Annotated in this window: 17 protein-coding genes; 11 read left to right on the forward strand and 6 right to left on the reverse strand. The window is 67.7% G+C overall.

Going from position 1 to position 15552, the window contains the following annotated elements; translation table 11 throughout:
- Nucleotides 1-250 precede the first annotated feature (250 nt).
- From J0J01_RS32360 to J0J01_RS32375, 4 genes are all read left to right on the forward strand, one after another.
- The gene (locus tag J0J01_RS32360; protein ID WP_296387764.1) at nt 251-874 is read left to right on the forward strand and encodes a LysE family translocator; all 624 of its coding nucleotides are present in this window, start codon (nt 251-253) and stop codon (nt 872-874) included.
- A gap of 68 nt (nt 875-942) precedes the next feature.
- The gene (locus J0J01_RS32365) at nt 943-1974 is read left to right on the forward strand and encodes a TRAP transporter substrate-binding protein (protein WP_296387765.1); all 1032 of its coding nucleotides are present in this window, start codon (nt 943-945) and stop codon (nt 1972-1974) included.
- A 6-nt stretch (nt 1975-1980) separates the two neighbouring features.
- The gene (locus J0J01_RS32370) at nt 1981-2481 is read left to right on the forward strand and encodes a TRAP transporter small permease subunit (protein WP_296387766.1); all 501 of its coding nucleotides are present in this window, start codon (nt 1981-1983) and stop codon (nt 2479-2481) included.
- Entirely contained in the window at nt 2481-3764 is a 1284-nt protein-coding gene (locus tag J0J01_RS32375) for a TRAP transporter large permease (protein ID WP_296387767.1), read from the forward strand. Before J0J01_RS32370 ends, J0J01_RS32375 begins: the two co-directional genes overlap by 1 nt.
- Nucleotides 3765-3770: 6 nt before the next feature.
- On the opposite strand, the gene rnk is transcribed toward J0J01_RS32375, so the two are convergent.
- Genes rnk through J0J01_RS32395 form a run of 4 tightly spaced genes read right to left on the reverse strand, consistent with a single transcriptional unit; the run spans nt 3771 to nt 6716 of the window.
- Nucleotides 3771-4157 (reverse strand): nucleoside diphosphate kinase regulator, encoded by a 387-nt coding sequence (rnk, locus tag J0J01_RS32380; RefSeq protein WP_296387768.1) that lies wholly within the window; start codon nt 4155-4157, stop codon nt 3771-3773.
- An 8-nt stretch (nt 4158-4165) separates the two neighbouring features.
- Nucleotides 4166-5092: a ketopantoate reductase family protein gene (locus J0J01_RS32385; protein ID WP_296387769.1), complete on the reverse strand. Its 927-nt coding sequence runs from the start codon at nt 5090-5092 to the stop codon at nt 4166-4168.
- A 5-nt stretch (nt 5093-5097) separates the two neighbouring features.
- Nucleotides 5098-6036, reverse strand: a complete 939-nt coding sequence (locus J0J01_RS32390) for a ketopantoate reductase family protein (RefSeq protein ID WP_296387770.1) — start codon at nt 6034-6036, stop codon at nt 5098-5100.
- Complete coding sequence (locus tag J0J01_RS32395; protein ID WP_296387771.1) at nt 6033-6716, reverse strand: pyrimidine 5'-nucleotidase; 684 nt, start codon at nt 6714-6716, stop codon at nt 6033-6035. The genes J0J01_RS32390 and J0J01_RS32395 overlap by 4 nt, the downstream gene beginning before the upstream one ends.
- A 39-nt stretch (nt 6717-6755) precedes the next feature.
- Between J0J01_RS32395 and rmuC the strand changes: the two genes are divergently transcribed.
- The 3 genes from rmuC (at nt 6756) to J0J01_RS32410 (ending at nt 10505) form a co-directional block, all read left to right on the forward strand.
- On the forward strand, nt 6756-7766 hold the full coding sequence (rmuC, locus tag J0J01_RS32400) for a DNA recombination protein RmuC (RefSeq protein ID WP_296387772.1): 1011 nt from the start codon (nt 6756-6758) through the stop codon (nt 7764-7766).
- A 188-nt stretch (nt 7767-7954) separates the two neighbouring features.
- Entirely contained in the window at nt 7955-9136 is a 1182-nt protein-coding gene (locus tag J0J01_RS32405) for a DUF1906 domain-containing protein (protein WP_296387773.1), read from the forward strand.
- 13 nt (nt 9137-9149) lie between these two features.
- Entirely contained in the window at nt 9150-10505 is a 1356-nt protein-coding gene (locus J0J01_RS32410; protein WP_296387774.1) for a S8/S53 family peptidase, read from the forward strand.
- Between the two features lie 17 nt (nt 10506-10522).
- Here J0J01_RS32410 and htpX read toward each other — a convergent pair whose 3' ends face one another.
- Complete coding sequence (gene htpX, locus J0J01_RS32415; RefSeq protein WP_296387775.1) at nt 10523-11446, reverse strand: zinc metalloprotease HtpX; 924 nt, start codon at nt 11444-11446, stop codon at nt 10523-10525.
- A 61-nt stretch (nt 11447-11507) separates the two neighbouring features.
- Here htpX and J0J01_RS32420 point away from each other — a divergent pair, with 61 nt between their 5' ends.
- From J0J01_RS32420 to J0J01_RS32435, 4 genes are all read left to right on the forward strand, one after another.
- Nucleotides 11508-11675: a DUF1674 domain-containing protein gene (locus J0J01_RS32420; protein WP_296387776.1), complete on the forward strand. Its 168-nt coding sequence runs from the start codon at nt 11508-11510 to the stop codon at nt 11673-11675.
- Between the two features lie 109 nt (nt 11676-11784).
- The gene (locus J0J01_RS32425) at nt 11785-12108 is read left to right on the forward strand and encodes a HigA family addiction module antitoxin (RefSeq protein ID WP_296387777.1); all 324 of its coding nucleotides are present in this window, start codon (nt 11785-11787) and stop codon (nt 12106-12108) included.
- A 1-nt stretch (nt 12109) separates the two neighbouring features.
- Nucleotides 12110-13441 carry an FAD-dependent oxidoreductase gene (locus J0J01_RS32430; RefSeq protein WP_296387778.1) on the forward strand — a complete coding sequence of 444 codons (1332 nt, stop codon included), beginning with the start codon at nt 12110-12112 and terminating at the stop codon, nt 13439-13441.
- A 203-nt stretch (nt 13442-13644) separates the two neighbouring features.
- Nucleotides 13645-14871: a threonine ammonia-lyase gene (locus J0J01_RS32435; RefSeq protein WP_296387779.1), complete on the forward strand. Its 1227-nt coding sequence runs from the start codon at nt 13645-13647 to the stop codon at nt 14869-14871.
- Here J0J01_RS32435 and J0J01_RS32440 read toward each other — a convergent pair.
- Entirely contained in the window at nt 14868-15251 is a 384-nt protein-coding gene (locus J0J01_RS32440; protein WP_296387780.1) for a type II toxin-antitoxin system VapC family toxin, read from the reverse strand. The two genes, J0J01_RS32435 and J0J01_RS32440, sit on opposite strands and share 4 nt — an antisense overlap.
- Nucleotides 15252-15552 lie beyond the last annotated feature (301 nt).

Raw genomic sequence — 15552 nt, forward strand, 5'->3', positions numbered from 1 at the left:
CGAAGACAACGGCCGGGGCCCAAGCTCCCCAACGACGTGCAGTCTTGGTGCCAGACGGGCTCTCCTGCCGCGCCAGAGGATCGGGTGCGAGCCGATCCTCTGGCGACCGCAGTCTGCACCCATTCCAAGACACAAGGTGTCAGCGTCTTACGCTGACGGAGGGGTCATGCACGACGACCGCGTTGCCCATGACCCCTCCGACGCCGTAAGACGGCGCCACCTCCCCGTATGAACGGGGAGGAAGGCTTTCATGACGCTGCAAACCTATTGGCTCTATCTCGGCGCGGTTCTGCTGATCTCGGCCACGCCGGGGCCGAACATCTTCTACGTCACCAGCCGCAGCATCCGCTTCGGCTTCGGCGCGGCGATGCTCGCCATGACCGGCTGCCTGCTGGCGCTGCTGATCATCCTCAGTGCCTCGGTGGCGGGCGTCAGCGCCTTCATGCTGGCGGTGCCGGCGGCGTTCGAGGCGATGAAGTACGCCGGTGCCGCCTATCTGATCTGGCTCGGCGTCCAGACCTGGCGCGCGCCAGCGGCCGATGTCGGCGTGAACGACTCGCCGCGCGAAACCGCGAGCCGCTTTGCGCATTTTCGCGGCGGCTTCCTGGTCGGCATCAGCAATCCCAAGCTGCTGGTGTTCGCTGCCGCGTTCTTCCCGCAATTCATCACCAAGTCGGCGCCGTGGATTCCGCAATTCGGATTGCTGGTCGCGACGTTCCTCATGGTGGAAGCGTGCGCCTACGTCACGGTCGCGTCGAGCGCCCGCGGTTTGTCGCGTTATCTCGTGCAAGCGGTGTGGCAGCGCCGTCTCAACCGGTTGAGCGGCGCGATCTTCGCAGGCTTTGGTGTCGCACTGCTGCGTTATCGACCGTAATGCTTTGCGCCCCTCCCGCGGCGGTATAGGATTTTCATATAAATCAATCGCCTTTTCGGGAGGGCGCCGTGGCCGACATCATGAAGATCAGCAGCCGTAACTTACCCGTGCGACGCCGCACGGTGATGAAGGGCGGCCTCGCCGGCATCGTCGCCAGCGGCCTCGCGCCGACCATCGCCAAGGCCGCGCCCATCAAGATGGTGATGGCCCACATCAACGCCGTGCCGGAGTCCGCCGCCATCGCCTTCGACTGGCAGGCGCAGGAGGTGAAGAAGCGCTCCAACGGCGAGATCGACATGCAGTTCTTCGGCGCCACCTTGATGAGCAAGGAGCTGGAGATCATGAACGCCGTGAAGTCGGGCAACGTCCAGATGGGCGGGCCGGCCGGCGCGGCGGCGACGGTGTTCCCCGAGATGGGCGTGTTCCTCGTGCCCTACCTCGTGAAGGACTACGACCAGGCCTACAAGATGTTCAACGGCAAGATCGGCGACACGCTCGATAAGCAGTTCCAGGAAAAGTACAAGCTCAAGACCATGTGCTTCTTCGACTATGGCTTCCGCCATTTCTGGACGTCGAAGAAGCCGATCGTCGAGCCCAAGGACCTGCGCGGCGCCAAGATCCGCGTGCAGCAGGCCAAGGTGTTCGGCGACACCATCAACGGCCTCGGCGGCAACGCCGTGCCGATGGCGTGGGGCGAGGTGATCTCGGCCGCCAAGCAGGGCGTGATCGACGGCGGCGACCTGCCGATCGTCAACCAGATCGCGCTCAAGATCTACGAGGTCTCGAAGTACTGCTCGATGACCTTCCACAACTACGGGCCGACGCTCAACACCATGAACCTCGCGACCTGGGAAGGGCTCTCCGACGCGCACAAGAAGCTGATGATGGACACCAGCCGCGAGGCGCAGGAGAAGTGCCGCCAGCTCACCGAATCGGTCGACAACTTCGAGGCCGCCAAGAAGGAGCTCGAGCCCAAGGGCATGACCGTGGTCAAGGGCGACGTCGCGGCCTTCCGCAAGGTCGCGCAGGACAAGATCTGGCCGGCCTACAAGAAGCAGTACGGCGAGCTCTGGGACCAGATCGAGACCTTCAAGGCTTAACGGACGTTGGCCCGCTTCATCGCCAACATCCCGCGCATCGTCGTCGCGCTGCTGCTCGTCGCTGCCATCGTCAACCTGCTGATCGGCGTCTTCCTGCGCTACGTCATGATCGAGGTCACCGACTACTTCGACCTCGATCCGGTCCGCTTCACCTGGGTCGAGGAGGTCGGCGAGATGATGCTGGCCTGGCTGACCCTGGTCGGCGCCGCGATCGGCGTGCGCGAGCGCAGCCACTTCACCCTGCACGTTCTGACCCACAACTGGTCGCCGCGCGCCCAGTCGCTGGTCGAGCGCATCCACCACGTGCTGATCGCGGCGATCGGCGCCATCGCCGCCTGGTACGGCGTCAAGCTCTGCCTGCTCAACAGCACGCTGGTCACGCCCGGCCTCGAGATCAACCTGGCCATGCTCTACGCCTCCGTCGTGGCGGGCGGCGTGCTGCTGGTGATCTACGCGATCTCGATGATCGTCTCCCCACCCCCTATCGACCCGGACGCCGTGCACTGATGCTTCTTCTGTTCGTCGCGGCCCTGTTCGTCGTCCTGATCCTGTTCTCGATGCCGATCGTGTTCGCTTTAGGCGTCGCCGGCGTCGCCGGCCTGTTCCTCGGCGGCTACGACCTGCAGGTGCTGAGCTCGGCCATGGTCTCGGGCTCGCAGAGCTGGGTGCTGCTCGCCATCCCCGCCTTCGTCTTCGCCGGCGGCCTGATGGAGAAATGCGGCATGAGCCACGCCCTGGTCGACTTCGCGCGCGCGCTGGTCGGCTGGGTCAAGGGCGGGCTCGGCATGTCGGTGATCGTGGTCGCCTACTTCTTCTCCGACATCTGCGGCTCGAAGATGGCCGAGGTCTCGGCGCTCGGCTCGACCCTGATGCCGCCGCTCACCAAGGCCGGCTACAAGCGCGAGGACTCGGCGTCGCTGATCGCCGCCGGCACGGCGATGGGCATGCTGGTGCCGCCGGCGATCTTCATGATCGTGATCGCCCAGGTGACCAACACCTCGGCAGTGGCGCTGTTCCTCGGCGGCTTCATCCCGGCCGCCACCATCATGGTCTGCCTGATGGTGCTGGTGTGGTTCCGCGCCCGCAAATACGACTGGCCGGTCGACGGCAAGCCCAGCATCCCGCTGATCTTCTCGACCGCCCGCAACGCCGCGGTACCGCTGGTCATCCCGATCGTGATCCTGGGCGGCTTCTTCCTCGGCGTCTTCACCGCGACCGAGGCCGGCGCGGTGGTGGCGGGCTACGCCTTCGTCGCGGCCAAGCTCTACTACAGGAACGTCACCTGGACGCAGATGGCGCGGCTCGCCTACGACAGCGCCATCCTGACGGCGTCGGTGGTGTTCCTGCTCGCGGTCGCCTCGGTGTTCCAGTACCTGATGGGCGTGTCGGGCGTGCCGACGCTGCTCGCGAAAGTGCTGGCGCCGCTCGAGCACGCGCACTGGCTGTTCCTGCTGGCGACGGCGCTGATCACCATGCTGTTCGGCATGGTGCTCGAGGGCCTGCCGGCGGCGGTGGTGCTGATCCCGGTGGTCTTCCCGATCGCCGAGAAGATGGGAATCGACCCCATCCACTTCAACATCGTGCAGACCGCGGCGGTCGGCATCGGCCTGTTCCTGCCGCCGATGGGCGTCGGCCTGCTGATGGCGCTGCGCTTCGCCAACCTCACGGTCGGCCAGCACTGGCGGTCCTACATGCCCTACGTCGCGGCGCTGATGGTCGGGCTGCTGCTGATCATCCTGCTGCCCGACCTCACGCTGTTCCTGCCGCGCAGCGCCGGCCTGATCAAGTAACCCCGGTCACGCCACCTTGGTGACGGTGAGCCGGTGGTGCTTGCCGTCGCGCGCGGTCCAGGAAATCGACTGGCCGGTCCCGAGCCCGATCAGCGCCACGCCGACCGGCGTCATCACCGAGATGCGGTGCTCGTCGAGACTCTCGTCGGCGGGATAGACCAGCTTGAGCGTGCGCGTATTGCCGTCGTCGGACTTGAAGGTCACGGTCGAGCCCATGCGAACGACGTCCGTCGGCACGTCCTTGGCGTCGACGATCTTGGCGCGTTCGAGCTCGTCGAGCAGTTCCTGCGCCACTTCGGGCAGGCGCTCCATGGAAGCGCTGGCGAGGTCGGTCAGCCGCTCATATTCAGCGTTGCTGACGATGATGTGCGTCGAGCGTGTGCGAGTAGCCATCATGCAGCCTACCCTGCCCGCGACCGCCGGGCCAAATAGACTTGCAGGTGCGCGGAGGAAATCCGCAGGTTGGGCGTTGAAATTCCAGCCTTTTTCGCCCGGGCGATCATGTCGCCCACGATATGGTCGGCTTCGACCATCGCGCCCTTCTCGAGGTCGTGCAGCATCGAGGCGGTGAAGCGCGAGCCTTTCACGGTGAGAAAGCCGCGGATCGTCTGCATGCCCTTCTCGCCGGGATCGTGCCCGGCCGCGCCCGCCACCTTCCGGCACTCGTCGACCGTCTCCAGGACGATGGCGCGGCCCTCGTCGGCCTCGAGAATGTCACCGGACGAGCCGCGCATCAGGCAGTTGGTCGCCGCCAGCGAGCACAGCATGACCCACTTGTCCCACAGGTCCTGCACGATGTTGGCGTGCAGGCCGCCATCGACGCCGGACTTCTTCACCGCGGCATCGAGCTCCTTCAGCGAAGCCCGCGGCTCCCGGCCGTCGCGCTCGCCGAACGAAATCGCGGCGAACGGGCTGGTGTGCAGGATCGCACCCTCGGCCGACAGGGCGACGCCGACGCGCGCCAGGCCGCCGACCACCTTGTCCTTGCCGAACCTGGCCTCGAGCACGTCGAGATGGCGCATGCCGTTCAGCAGCGGCACGACCGTCGTGCTCGCGCCGACGGCCGGCGCGATCGCCTCGACCGCCGAATCGAGATCGTAGGCCTTGGGCGTCAGCAACACGATGTCGTAGGGGCCGCCTTCGCTCGCCTCGAGCACGGTCTTCACCGTCTGGGTGATGTCGCCCTTGGTGCTCTTGATGACGAGGCCGTCGCGCAACGCCTGCTGGCGCGCGGGCCGCACGAGGAAGGTCACGTCCGCGCCGCTCTGATGCAGGCGGCCGCCGACATAGCCGCCGATCGCGCCGGCGCCCAGGATCAGGATCTTCATGTCGGCTACCCTTTCAGTCCGTCGCGCGCCCGCCGCGCCTCGTAGGTCTGCAGATGCGCATAGGCGAAGCGCAGGTTGGGCGCCGCGACGCCGTGCTGGCGGGCCCGCGCCAGCATGTCGCCGACGATCGACCTGGCCTCGACCGCACCGCCCTTCTCGATGTCGCCCAGGATCGAGGCGACCGCCTTGCCGCCCTTCTGGGTCAGGCCGGCCTTGAGCGCGCCGATCACCTGGTCGCTCGGCGGATAGCCCTCGGCCGCGGCGACCTTGCGGCATTCCTCGAGGATCTCGCCCATGATGGCGCCGCCGTCCTCGGACTCCATAATGTCACCGACCGTGCCGCGCATCGCCGAGCACATCGAGGCGATCGAGCCCAGCATGATCCACTTGTCCCAGAGATCCTGGTTGATGCTGGGGTTGAGCCCGCCCTCGATACCGGCCTTCCTGCAGGCGGCGTCGAGCTCGACGAGAGACGCCCGCGCGGTCTTCGCCTCGCGCTCGCCGAACGACACGCCCGACGCGCCGGAATGCAGGATCTCGCCGTTCGGCCCCAGCATGCCGGAGATGCGCGCCAGACCGCCCGCGACCTTGTCCCTGCCGAAGCGCGCATCGAGCGTCGCGAAATGCAGGTGCCCGTTCAGGATCGGCACGAGGGTGGTGTCGGCGCCGACCGCCGGCGCGATCGCGTCCATGGCCGACGGCAGGTCGTAGCCCTTGCAGGCGAGGATGATGACGTCGTACGGGCCGCCCTCGGTCGCCCTGGTCACGACCTTCACGGGCAGCGTCGCGTCGCCGGTCTTCGGGCTTTTCACCACCAGGCCGTTCTTGCGCACCGTCTCGGCGCGCTTCTCGCGCAGCAGGAAAGTGACGTCGACGCCGGCCTGGTGCATCCGCGCACCCCAATAGCCGCCGACCGCGCCGGCGCCCAAAATCAGGATCTTCACTTCTTGACGCTCCTCTCCGAGACCCAATCCGCGAGCCAGGCCGCGAGATCGTCGGTCTGATGATGGATGTGATCCAGGCTGAGGCCCTCGGCGCGCTTCACGCTCTCCTCGGTGCGGATCCACACCGTGCGCATGCCCATGTCGTGCGCAGGCTTGAGGTTGACCGCGATGTCGTCGGCGAACGCCGCGCGCCCGGGATCGACGCCGTGCTTCACCACCAGCTTGTCGTAGATCGCCTGGTGCGGCTTGGGCCAGTAGTCGCCGGCGACGATGTCGAAGATCGCCTCGAAATGGTGCGCCACGCCCAGCCGCTCCATCACCTTCTCGGCGTGCGGCACGTCGCCGGCGGTGAAGATCAGCTTGCGGCCCGGCAGCGCGGCCAGCGCCTGCTCGAGCGCCGGATTGGCCTCGACCGGCGAATAGTCGATGTCGTGCACATAGTTCAGGTAATGGACGGGATCGACGCCGTGCAGGGACATCATGCCCCGCATCGAGGTACCGTGGTCGCGCCAGTACTGCTTCTGCACGCGGCGCGCTTCCTCGGCGTCGACCTTGAGCCAGTCCGAGATATAACGGCCGATGCGCACGTCGATCTGCGCGAAGAGGTTGCACTTCGCGGGATACAGCGTGTTGTCCAGGTCGAACAGCCAGACGTCGGGATCGTGCTTGGGGATAGGCATGCTGGGTATTGGGCTTAGTCCCGCCTATAAAGGCTGGCAATGGATATCCTGGTCTACGTTCTGCTGGCCGCGGTGCTGGCGCTGGGTGCGGCGCTGGCCGTCGTCCTGATGCGCCGCAGCGATGCGCGGGCGCAAGGCGCGCTGGCCGACACCGTGCAGCGGGTCGAGCAATCGCTGCGCGACCAGGAACGGACGCTCGCCAACCTGGTCGGCGAGCGGCTGGAGAAGAGCGAGAAGGCGACCGGCCAGGTCGTCACCGACCTGCGCGAGCGGCTGGCGCGCATCGACGAGGCGCAGAAGAAGATCGGCGAGCTGTCGACCCAGGTCGTGAGCCTGCAGCAGATCCTGACCAACAAGCAGGCGCGCGGCGCTTTCGGCGAGGTGCAGCTCAACGACCTGGTGTCGAGCGCGCTGCCGCCGTCGGCCTACGAGCTGCAATGCACCCTGTCGACCGGCGTGCGCGCCGACTGCCTGCTGAAGCTGCCCAAGCCGCCGGGTTCGATCGCGATCGACGCCAAGTTCCCGCTCGAGAGCTACCACGCGCTGCGCGCGGTGCAGGCGGGCGACACGCAAGGGCTCGCGGTGGCGCAGCGCGCCTTCCAGGCGGCGATGCGCCTGCACATCCGCGACATCAAGTCGAAGTACATCATCGAGGGCGAGACGGCCGAATCGGCGCTGCTGTTCCTGCCGTCGGAGGCGATCTACGCCGAGCTGCATGCCAACTTCGGCGGCATCGTCGACGAATCCTACAAGGCGCGGGTCTGGATCGTGTCGCCGACCACCATGATGGCGACGCTCAACACCGTGCGCGCCGTCCTGAAGGACGTGCAGATGCGCGAGCAGGCCGGCGAGATCCAGAAGCTGGTCGGCCTGATGATGGGCGACACGCGGCGCCTGCAAGAACGCGTCGACAAGCTGAAGCGCCATTTCACGCAGACCGAGACCGACCTGCGCGACATCGACACCTCGGCGACGCAGATCATGCGCCGCGGCGAGCGCATCCAGAGCGTCGACATGGGCGAGCAGCCCGAGGCACTGCCGAAGCCCTAGGCGTCTCGCGAGTCTCGCCGCGTGAGACGGCGTCCGGCGTCGGTGGCGCAAGGCTCCGTTCGTCGGAGCTCAAATCGCGCGCATGCCCCCCGGAATGGCCACGCCCCCCATCGCAGAAAACAGTCGACCGCACGATTTGTGCACCTATGATGACCTGCAACCCATAGAGGCAGGACCAAGGGGGCAGCATGTACAACGCGCAGTATTTCGAACAGGTACTCAGCGCGCTCGCCGTGGTGGTCGTGCTGGCGATGTTCCTCGAACGGGCGCTGTCGCTGCCCTTCGAATGGGGTCCGCTGAAGGACTTCCTCGAGCGGAAGAAGCTGCGCGCGCCGCTCGCCTTCGCGGTCGCCTGGGTGATCTGCTGGCAGATGAAGTTCGACCTGCTGCAAGTCATGGGGCAGCAGCCGCCCAAGCCGGAAGGGAACCTGCTCTCGATCGGCGTGATCCTGACCGCCGCGGTGGTTGCCGGCGGCAGCAAGGGCGCCATCCTGCTGTTCCAGGGCATCCTCGGCTTCGGCAAGGAAGCGGTCGACGCCAGCGTTGCCCAGAAGACCATGGCGGCGACCCTGCCCCCGCCAGGCGCCGCACCCGCTCCGCGCGCGGCCCCGCCGCCACTGCCGCCGGCGATGGGCCTGCTGCCTGCGGTGGCACCGCCCCCCAGCCCGCTCGCCGTGGCGGCCGCTCTGGCCAATGGCATCGACACCAGCACCGATTGCACCGGCTTCGCCGCGTGCATCGCCGCCGACGGCGCCCGCTTCGTGTGCCGCTACTACCGTCCGGGCAGCACCGGCGCGCTGACCACCGCCGAGGCCCAAGTCCTGGTCGGCGCCGGCCTGGCGATCGTCGCGGTGTTCGAAGGCGCCGGCAACAAGATCGGCTGGTTCAGCGCCCAGCAGGGCGTCGCCGACGCGCAGGCTGCGCTCGGCCACGCCGCAAGCATCGGCCAGCCGGCGGGATCGGCGATCTATTTCGCCGTCGATTTCGATGCCGACCCCGGCGAGGTCGGCTCGGCGATCACGAGCTACTTCGCGGCCGTCAACAGCACCTTCCGCAACGGCGGCGCACCGTACCGGATCGGCGTCTACGGATCGGGCCTGGTGTGCAGCACCCTCATCGGCGCCAACCTGGCGTCGCTGGGCTGGCTCTCCGGCTCGCGCGGCTGGCGGGGCTACACCACCTACGCCAGGGCCGCGACCATCGTCCAGGTCATCACCGCGCCGCCGACGCTCATCTGCAACGGCCAGCTCGCGGTCGACCGCGACGTCGGCCAGAACGCCGACATCGGCGCCTTCTCGACGCTGGCGGCGCTTGCTCCGCCGCCCGGTCCTGCTCTCGCGACGGCGACCGGTCCGTGGTGGCGGCGCTGAGCGGAGACCGACCATGCCCGCAGATCGCGCCAGTCGAGTCGACGCCCCGCCGTCGTTCGTGCTGATCCACGTCGCCCCGACCGCCGATGTCGCGGCCATCGACGAGAGGCTGCAGACCCTGGTGACCGGCGATGGCAGCGTCCTGTTCGCGCTGAACGACGGTTGGTATGCGATCAGCCGCGCGCCCGGCAAGGAGCTGCGCGTCTCCCAGGGCGGCAACAACGACGCGCTGGCGACGTTCCTGGGCGGCATCCCGGGCATCGACGGCGTCTCCCTCGTGCCGGCCGACGAGCTGGTGCGGCGCTACGAGGACCGCGGCCCCAATCCGGCCGGCGTCGCCGACGGGCGGCCCAACCCGTCGATGCTCTGGAACCTCGACACCGTTCGCGCGCGCCAGGCGTGGGCGCTGCTGGGCGGGATCGACAACATCAATTGGGGCTCGGTGCGGGTCGGCCACCTCGACACGGGCTACACCGAGCACGAGGTCTTCGGTCCCTGGACCAACGGCTTCAGCCCCAGCCTGCTGCCGCAAATCGGCATCAACACCTTCGACGGCTGGCAGGGCACGATGGATCCGCTGTCGCCGAAGGGCACGCCGGGCCACGGCACGCGAACCTGCAGCGTTCTCACCGGGCGACTCGACAACGTCTTCCTGGGCGTCGCGCCGCGCGTACCGGTGGTCCCCTATCGCGTCACTGACTTCGTGGTCATCGACACGCTGGGTTGGCAGAACCGCATGGGCGAATCGATCAACCATGCGGTGCTCGACGGCGGCTGCACGATCCTCAGCATCAGCCTGGGCGATCCCTGCTACGCGCCGACCGAAATGGGCCAGGCGGTCGACGACGCCTACGAGCGGGGCGTCATCATCGTCGCGGCTGCCGGCAACTACACCAGCGAGGTCACCTATCCGGGCCGCTATTCGCGGACCATCGCCGCGGGCGGCATCACCAAACGCGACGAGCCGTGGAGCGGCGGCAGCCGCGGCATATCGGTCGATCTCTGCGCGCCGGCGGCCGACGTCTGGCGCGCCGATCCGAGCCGCAACAACGACGGCTCGGTCGCCACGTCCCGCTACGGCGGGACCGGCGACGGCACGTCATACGCCACGGTGCACGTGTCGGGCGCCGCTGCGCTGTGGAAGGCGCATCACGGCAGCAGGCTCGACGAGCTGTATGCCGCGCGGCCCTGGCAATATGTCGAGGCGTTCCGCAAGCTGATCAGGTCGACGGCGCGCAAGCCGGCTGGCTGGAACGACAAGCTCTTCGGCGCGGGCATCCTGGACATCGAGGCGCTGCTCAAGGCGCCGCTGCCCAACCCCGATACGCTGGTCAAGCAGGACCGCCTGGCCGCGCTCGAGCACTTCTGATCGGGATCAGCCCCAGATCACCCCCACGGGCCGCGGTCGGTCTGCGGCACCGAGCCGCCACGGCGCACCGAAGCCGCCTGCGGCGCTGCGCGATACTCGCTCGCCATCGCCTGCAGGCGGGCGATGCGCTCCTCCATCGGCGGATGGGTCGAGAACAGGCTGCGCATGCCGCCGCCCGACAAGGGATTGTCGATGTACAGGTGCGCGGTCGCCGGGTTGGCTTCGGCGGTGGCGTTGGGAATCGCCTGCGTGCCCTCGTGCAGGCGCTGCAGCGCCGAGGCGAGCCACAGCGGGTTGCCCGAGATCTCCGCGCCGGCGCGGTCGGCCTCGTACTCGCGGCTGCGGCTGATCGCCATCTGCACCAGCGAGGCGGCGAGCGGCGCCAGGATCATCGCCGCGATGGCGACGATGGGATTCATCATCGGCCGGCCGTTCTCGTCGCGGCCGCCGCCCATCAGGCCGCCGAAGGTCGCCAGCATGCCGATCGCACCCGACAGCGTCGCGGCCACGGTCATGGTGAGCGTGTCGCGGTTGCGCACATGGCCCAGCTCATGCGCGAGCACGCCGGTCACCTCCTCGCGCGAGAGATGACGCAGCAGGCCGCTGTTGACCGCGACCGCGGCATGCTCGGGGCTGCGGCCGGTGGCGAAGGCGTTGGGCTGGTCCTCGTCGATCACGTAGACGCGCGGCATCGGCAGGCCGGCGCGCTGCGCCAACGACTGGACGATGCCGTAGAGTTCGGGCGCCTCCTGCGGGCCGACCTCGCGCGCGCCGGCCATGCGCAGCACCATGCTGTCGCTGTTCCAGTAGGCGAAGAGGTTCATGCCCAGCGCCACCACGAGGGCGATGAGCAGCCCGGACTGGCCGCCGAGCAGATAGCCGACCGCCAGGAAGAAGCCCGTCAGGGCCGCCAGCAAGAGGGCGGTTTTCATATAGTTCATGCGAGAAAAGATGGCTCCGGACTGTGGCGAATCAAGGCGCCCGGCGGCATCATGCGGCCCCATGACCGACGAGAAAAAACCCACGGCCGAAGCCGAAAAGCCGGCGGCCCCCAAGCCGACCCCGCCGCCCGAGAAGCCCAAGAAGGTCGAGGAGATCGGCGGCCCGCCCGGCCCCGAGCCGACCCGCTACGGCGACTGGCAATTCAACGGCAAGGTGACGGACTTTTAGTCCGTCGTCGCCGCGCGCACCTTGTCATCCCGAGCGGAGCGAGGGACCTTGGCGCCGCCGATCAAGGATCCCTCGCTCCGCTCGGGATGACAGATGTTTGGATGCGACAATGAGTAAGTTTCCTCTTCGCAAGATCACCCGCGCCCCGAGCCATCCCGGCGAGCTTATACGCGAAATCATCGAAGAGCATGCCGAGCTGTCGGTGACCGAGGCCGCCCGGCGGATGGGAATCAGCCGGCAGGCTCTCCATTCGGTCCTCCGTGGTCGCACCGCCGTCTCGGCCGGCGTTGCGCTGCGTTTCGCGCAGCTGACAGGTGGCCAGCCCGAACTCTTCCTGCACATGCAGGAGGCTCTCGACTTGTGGACGGCTCGACAGCGACTGGGGCCCCGACTGGCACGAATCGCCCCGGTGCCCACCAAGAGGGCAGCCTGACATGCCTCGCAAGGACATCTACGCCCCGGGGTTCAAAGCCCAACCCTGGTGGTGGGAAGCCTGGACGCCCAACACCGCTCTGTCGCAGGACCCGCCGGCGAAGACGCAAGTGGTGATCGTCGGCGCGGGCTATGGCGGGCTGTCGACGGCGCTGGAGCTGCGGCGCAACGGCATCGACGCCGTGGTGCTGGAGCGCGGCGTGTTCGGCGTCGGGGCCAGCACGCGCAACGGCGGCATGATCTCGGGCGGCACCAATCTCGGCAAGGGCCTGGGCGGCAAGAGCCCGATCGCCGAGGAGTTCGAGCGCAAGAAGGCCGAGCTGATGGGCGCCGGCGCCGATTCGCTCACCGTGCTCGAGGACATCATCGCCCGCGAGGGCATCGAATGCGGCCTGCACAAGAACGGCCGCTTCGTCGGCGCCTGGACGCCCAAGCACTACGACGACATGGCGACCAAGGTCGAGACCTACAACAAGTACGCCAACGCCGGGGCGTCGATGGTGCCGCGCGAGCGCCAGCACGCGTTCATCAAGTCGGACTATTACTTCGGCGGCATGCACTCGACGCGCGCCGGCCACCTGCATCCGGCGCTCTACTACAAGGGCCTGCTCGAGGCCGCGCATAAGGCGGGCGCCATCCTGTGCGCCGAGATCGAGGCCGAGCGCACCGAGAAGACATCGAAGGGCTGGCGGTTGCTGACGGCCAAAGGCCCGATCGAGTGCAGCGAGGTCGTGGTCGCGACCAACGGCTACACCGGCGATCTCACGCCGCGGCTGAAGCGCCGTGTGGTCCCGGTAGCGAGTCACATCATCGCCACCGAGGAGCTGCCCGAGCCCGCCGACAAGATGCTGATTCCCGAGATGCGGGCGATCGGCGACACCAAGCGGGTGCTGACCTATTACCGGCCCTCGCCCGACGGCAAGCGGCTGATCTTCGGCGGCCGCGCCCGCTTCACCGCGGCGCCGCCGGAAGTGAGCGCGCCTGCGCTCTACCAGTACATGGTCGACCGCTTCCCGCAGCTCGACGGCATCAGGATCACGCATGTGTGGACGGGCAACGTCGCCTTCGCGCTCGACTACATGCCGCACATGGGCACCGACGAGGGCCTGCATTACCTGCTGGGCTGCAACGGCAACGGCGTGGCGATGATGACCTATCTCGGCACCCAGACCGCCCGGAAGATCGCCGGCGGCCGCAACGCGCCGATCAACCCGCTGGACGGCCGCGCGTTCCCCGATCATCCGCTCTACAACGGCGATCCCTCGTGGTTCCTGCCGGCGATCGGCGCCTGGTACCGCACGCGCGATTGGCTCGACCGCCGGTTGGCGGGCTGACCCAACAATCCTGCCCATTCAGATGAGGAGGTGTCGCCGTCACACGGCGACGGAGGGGGTCAGGGGCCACAGCATCGATGCCGCTCATGACCCCTCCGTCCGCGTAAGACGCGGCCACCTCCCCATCTGAATGGGGAGGATTTCTACTCCGGCCTCTCAATGACGAGCGGCGCCGAATGCGCTAGTGGGCTCCCGTGGACACCATGACTTCCCTGCCCGTCACCCTCGACGATATCCGCGCCGCCGCCGGCCGCATTGCCGGCGACGTGGTGCGCACGCCCTGCCTGCGCAGCGAGACGCTGTCGCGCATCGCCAAGGCCGAGATCTGGATCAAGTTCGAGAACCTGCAATTCACCGCCTCGTTCAAGGAGCGCGGCGCGCTGAACACCCTGCTGCAGCTCACGCCCGAGGAGCGCAAGCGCGGCGTGATCGCCATGTCGGCCGGCAATCATGCGCAGGGCGTCGCCTATCACGCCGGCCGCCTCGGCATCCCGGCGACCATCGTCATGCCGTCCTTCACGCCCAACACCAAGGTCACGCACACCCGCGGCCACGGCGCCAAGGTGGTGCTGCACGGCGACACGCTTTCGGAAGCGGCGACCGAGGCGCATCGTCTGGCCGACGCGCAGAAGCTGGTGTTCGTCCATCCCTACGACGATCCGCGCATCATCGCGGGCCAGGGCACGATCGCGCTCGAGATGCTCGAGGATGCGCCGGCGCTCGACACGATCGTGGCGCCGGTCGGCGGCGGCGGCATGATCGCGGGCTGCGCGGTCGCCGCGCGCGGGCTCAAGCCCGACATCAAGCTGATCGGCGTCGAGACCCTGGGCTATTCGGCGATGCGCCAACTGCTGGCCAACGAGCCGGTGCAGGCGGGCGGCGACACCATCGCCGAGGGCATCGCGGTGCGCGACATCGGCAAGCTGCCGCTCGATCTCTGTCGCAGGCTGCTCGACAGGGTCGTGTCGGTCGACGAGGTCGAGATCGAGCACGCCATCGCCCTGCTGCTCGAGGTCGAGAAGACCGTGGCCGAAGGCGCAGGCGCCGCCAGCCTGGCGGCGCTGCTCGCCCATCCCGCGTTGTTCGCCGGCCGCAAGGTCGGGCTGGTGCTGAGCGGCGGCAACATCGACACCCGCCTGCTCGCCTCGGTGCTGATGCGCGGCCTGGTGCGCGACGGCCGGATCGTGCGCCTGCGCTTGCGCATCACCGACCAGCCCGGCCAGCTCGCCAAGGTCGCCACCATCATCGGCAAGGCCGGCGGCAACATCGTCGAGGTCCAGCACGGCCGCCTGTTCGGCGGCGTGGTCGCCAAGGCCGCCGACCTCGACGTCACCGTTGAGACCCGCGATCGCGCCCATATCGGCGAGCTGGTCGCCGGCCTGCAGGCCGGCGGATTCACGGTGCGTGTGCTGGAGGGCGTCGAGGCTTAGAGCGCCGGCTTGATATCCGTCAGCACGAAGTCATTGCCTTTGAAGAGCAGCGGCAACCCGAGTGCCTTGGCGAGACCATAGGCACAGCAATCGCCGAAGTTCAGCAAAGCCCGATGCCGTCCCTCGCCGCACCGCCGAAAGGCTTCGCGCGCAGCGACGACATGAGCAGCCTCAAAGACGACAATAGACAGACCGAGATTGGCGGCGATCTTGTCCAGCTCGCGCCCTCCGGCCTCACCGGCGCGCGCTTCGACGACCATCAACGCCTCCAGAAAATTCGGCGCGCCGATCTTCGCGCCATCGACCGCCATTATCGCGTTCGTGAAGTCCGACTGCTCGGCTTCCTCAAACGAGATGGCGAGCAGCGCCGAGCTGTCCACGACAATCAATCGAAGAAGCCCTTGTTGTTGTAGCCCAGAGTCTCGTCTTCGCTCGCGGCGGATAGAACAGGCAGAGACTTGATTCGCTTGACGCTGGCTTCGATGGCTTTGAGGCGACGCTCGCGATCCTTCTTTGCGTCCAGCTCCTGCAGCTTATACCATCGGCCCTAAGTTCTGACCGATGCCCATTCGCGGGTAGTGATCGAAGCGAGGCGGACAGTGTCGGCGATGAGCCAGTTCCAAGCGTCGCAACAACCCTGGACGATGTCGTCATAGGTTTGCCAGACGCGTCTGCTGAGCT

This window comes from Reyranella sp. (genome assembly GCF_017305915.1).
Taxonomy (GTDB): domain Bacteria; phylum Pseudomonadota; class Alphaproteobacteria; order Reyranellales; family Reyranellaceae; genus Reyranella.

Excerpts from the sequence above, each read along its gene's own strand:
- J0J01_RS32385 (WP_296387769.1), bottom strand. The coding sequence starts at position 5,092 with ATGAAGATCCTGATCCTGGGCGCCGGCGCGATCGGCGGCTATGTCGGC.
- J0J01_RS32430 (WP_296387778.1), top strand. The coding sequence starts at position 12,110 with ATGCCTCGCAAGGACATCTACGCCCCGGGGTTCAAAGCCCAACCCTGG.
- J0J01_RS32405 (WP_296387773.1), top strand. The coding sequence starts at position 7,955 with ATGTACAACGCGCAGTATTTCGAACAGGTACTCAGCGCGCTCGCCGTG.
- J0J01_RS32375 (WP_296387767.1), top strand. The coding sequence starts at position 2,481 with ATGCTTCTTCTGTTCGTCGCGGCCCTGTTCGTCGTCCTGATCCTGTTC.
- rmuC (WP_296387772.1), top strand. The coding sequence starts at position 6,756 with ATGGATATCCTGGTCTACGTTCTGCTGGCCGCGGTGCTGGCGCTGGGT.
- J0J01_RS32395 (WP_296387771.1), bottom strand. The coding sequence starts at position 6,716 with ATGCCTATCCCCAAGCACGATCCCGACGTCTGGCTGTTCGACCTGGAC.
- htpX (WP_296387775.1), bottom strand. The coding sequence starts at position 11,446 with ATGAACTATATGAAAACCGCCCTCTTGCTGGCGGCCCTGACGGGCTTC.
- J0J01_RS32425 (WP_296387777.1), top strand. The coding sequence starts at position 11,785 with ATGAGTAAGTTTCCTCTTCGCAAGATCACCCGCGCCCCGAGCCATCCC.
- J0J01_RS32410 (WP_296387774.1), top strand. The coding sequence starts at position 9,150 with ATGCCCGCAGATCGCGCCAGTCGAGTCGACGCCCCGCCGTCGTTCGTG.
- J0J01_RS32360 (WP_296387764.1), top strand. The coding sequence starts at position 251 with ATGACGCTGCAAACCTATTGGCTCTATCTCGGCGCGGTTCTGCTGATC.
- J0J01_RS32420 (WP_296387776.1), top strand. The coding sequence starts at position 11,508 with ATGACCGACGAGAAAAAACCCACGGCCGAAGCCGAAAAGCCGGCGGCC.
- J0J01_RS32435 (WP_296387779.1), top strand. The coding sequence starts at position 13,645 with ATGACTTCCCTGCCCGTCACCCTCGACGATATCCGCGCCGCCGCCGGC.
- rnk (WP_296387768.1), bottom strand. The coding sequence starts at position 4,157 with ATGGCTACTCGCACACGCTCGACGCACATCATCGTCAGCAACGCTGAA.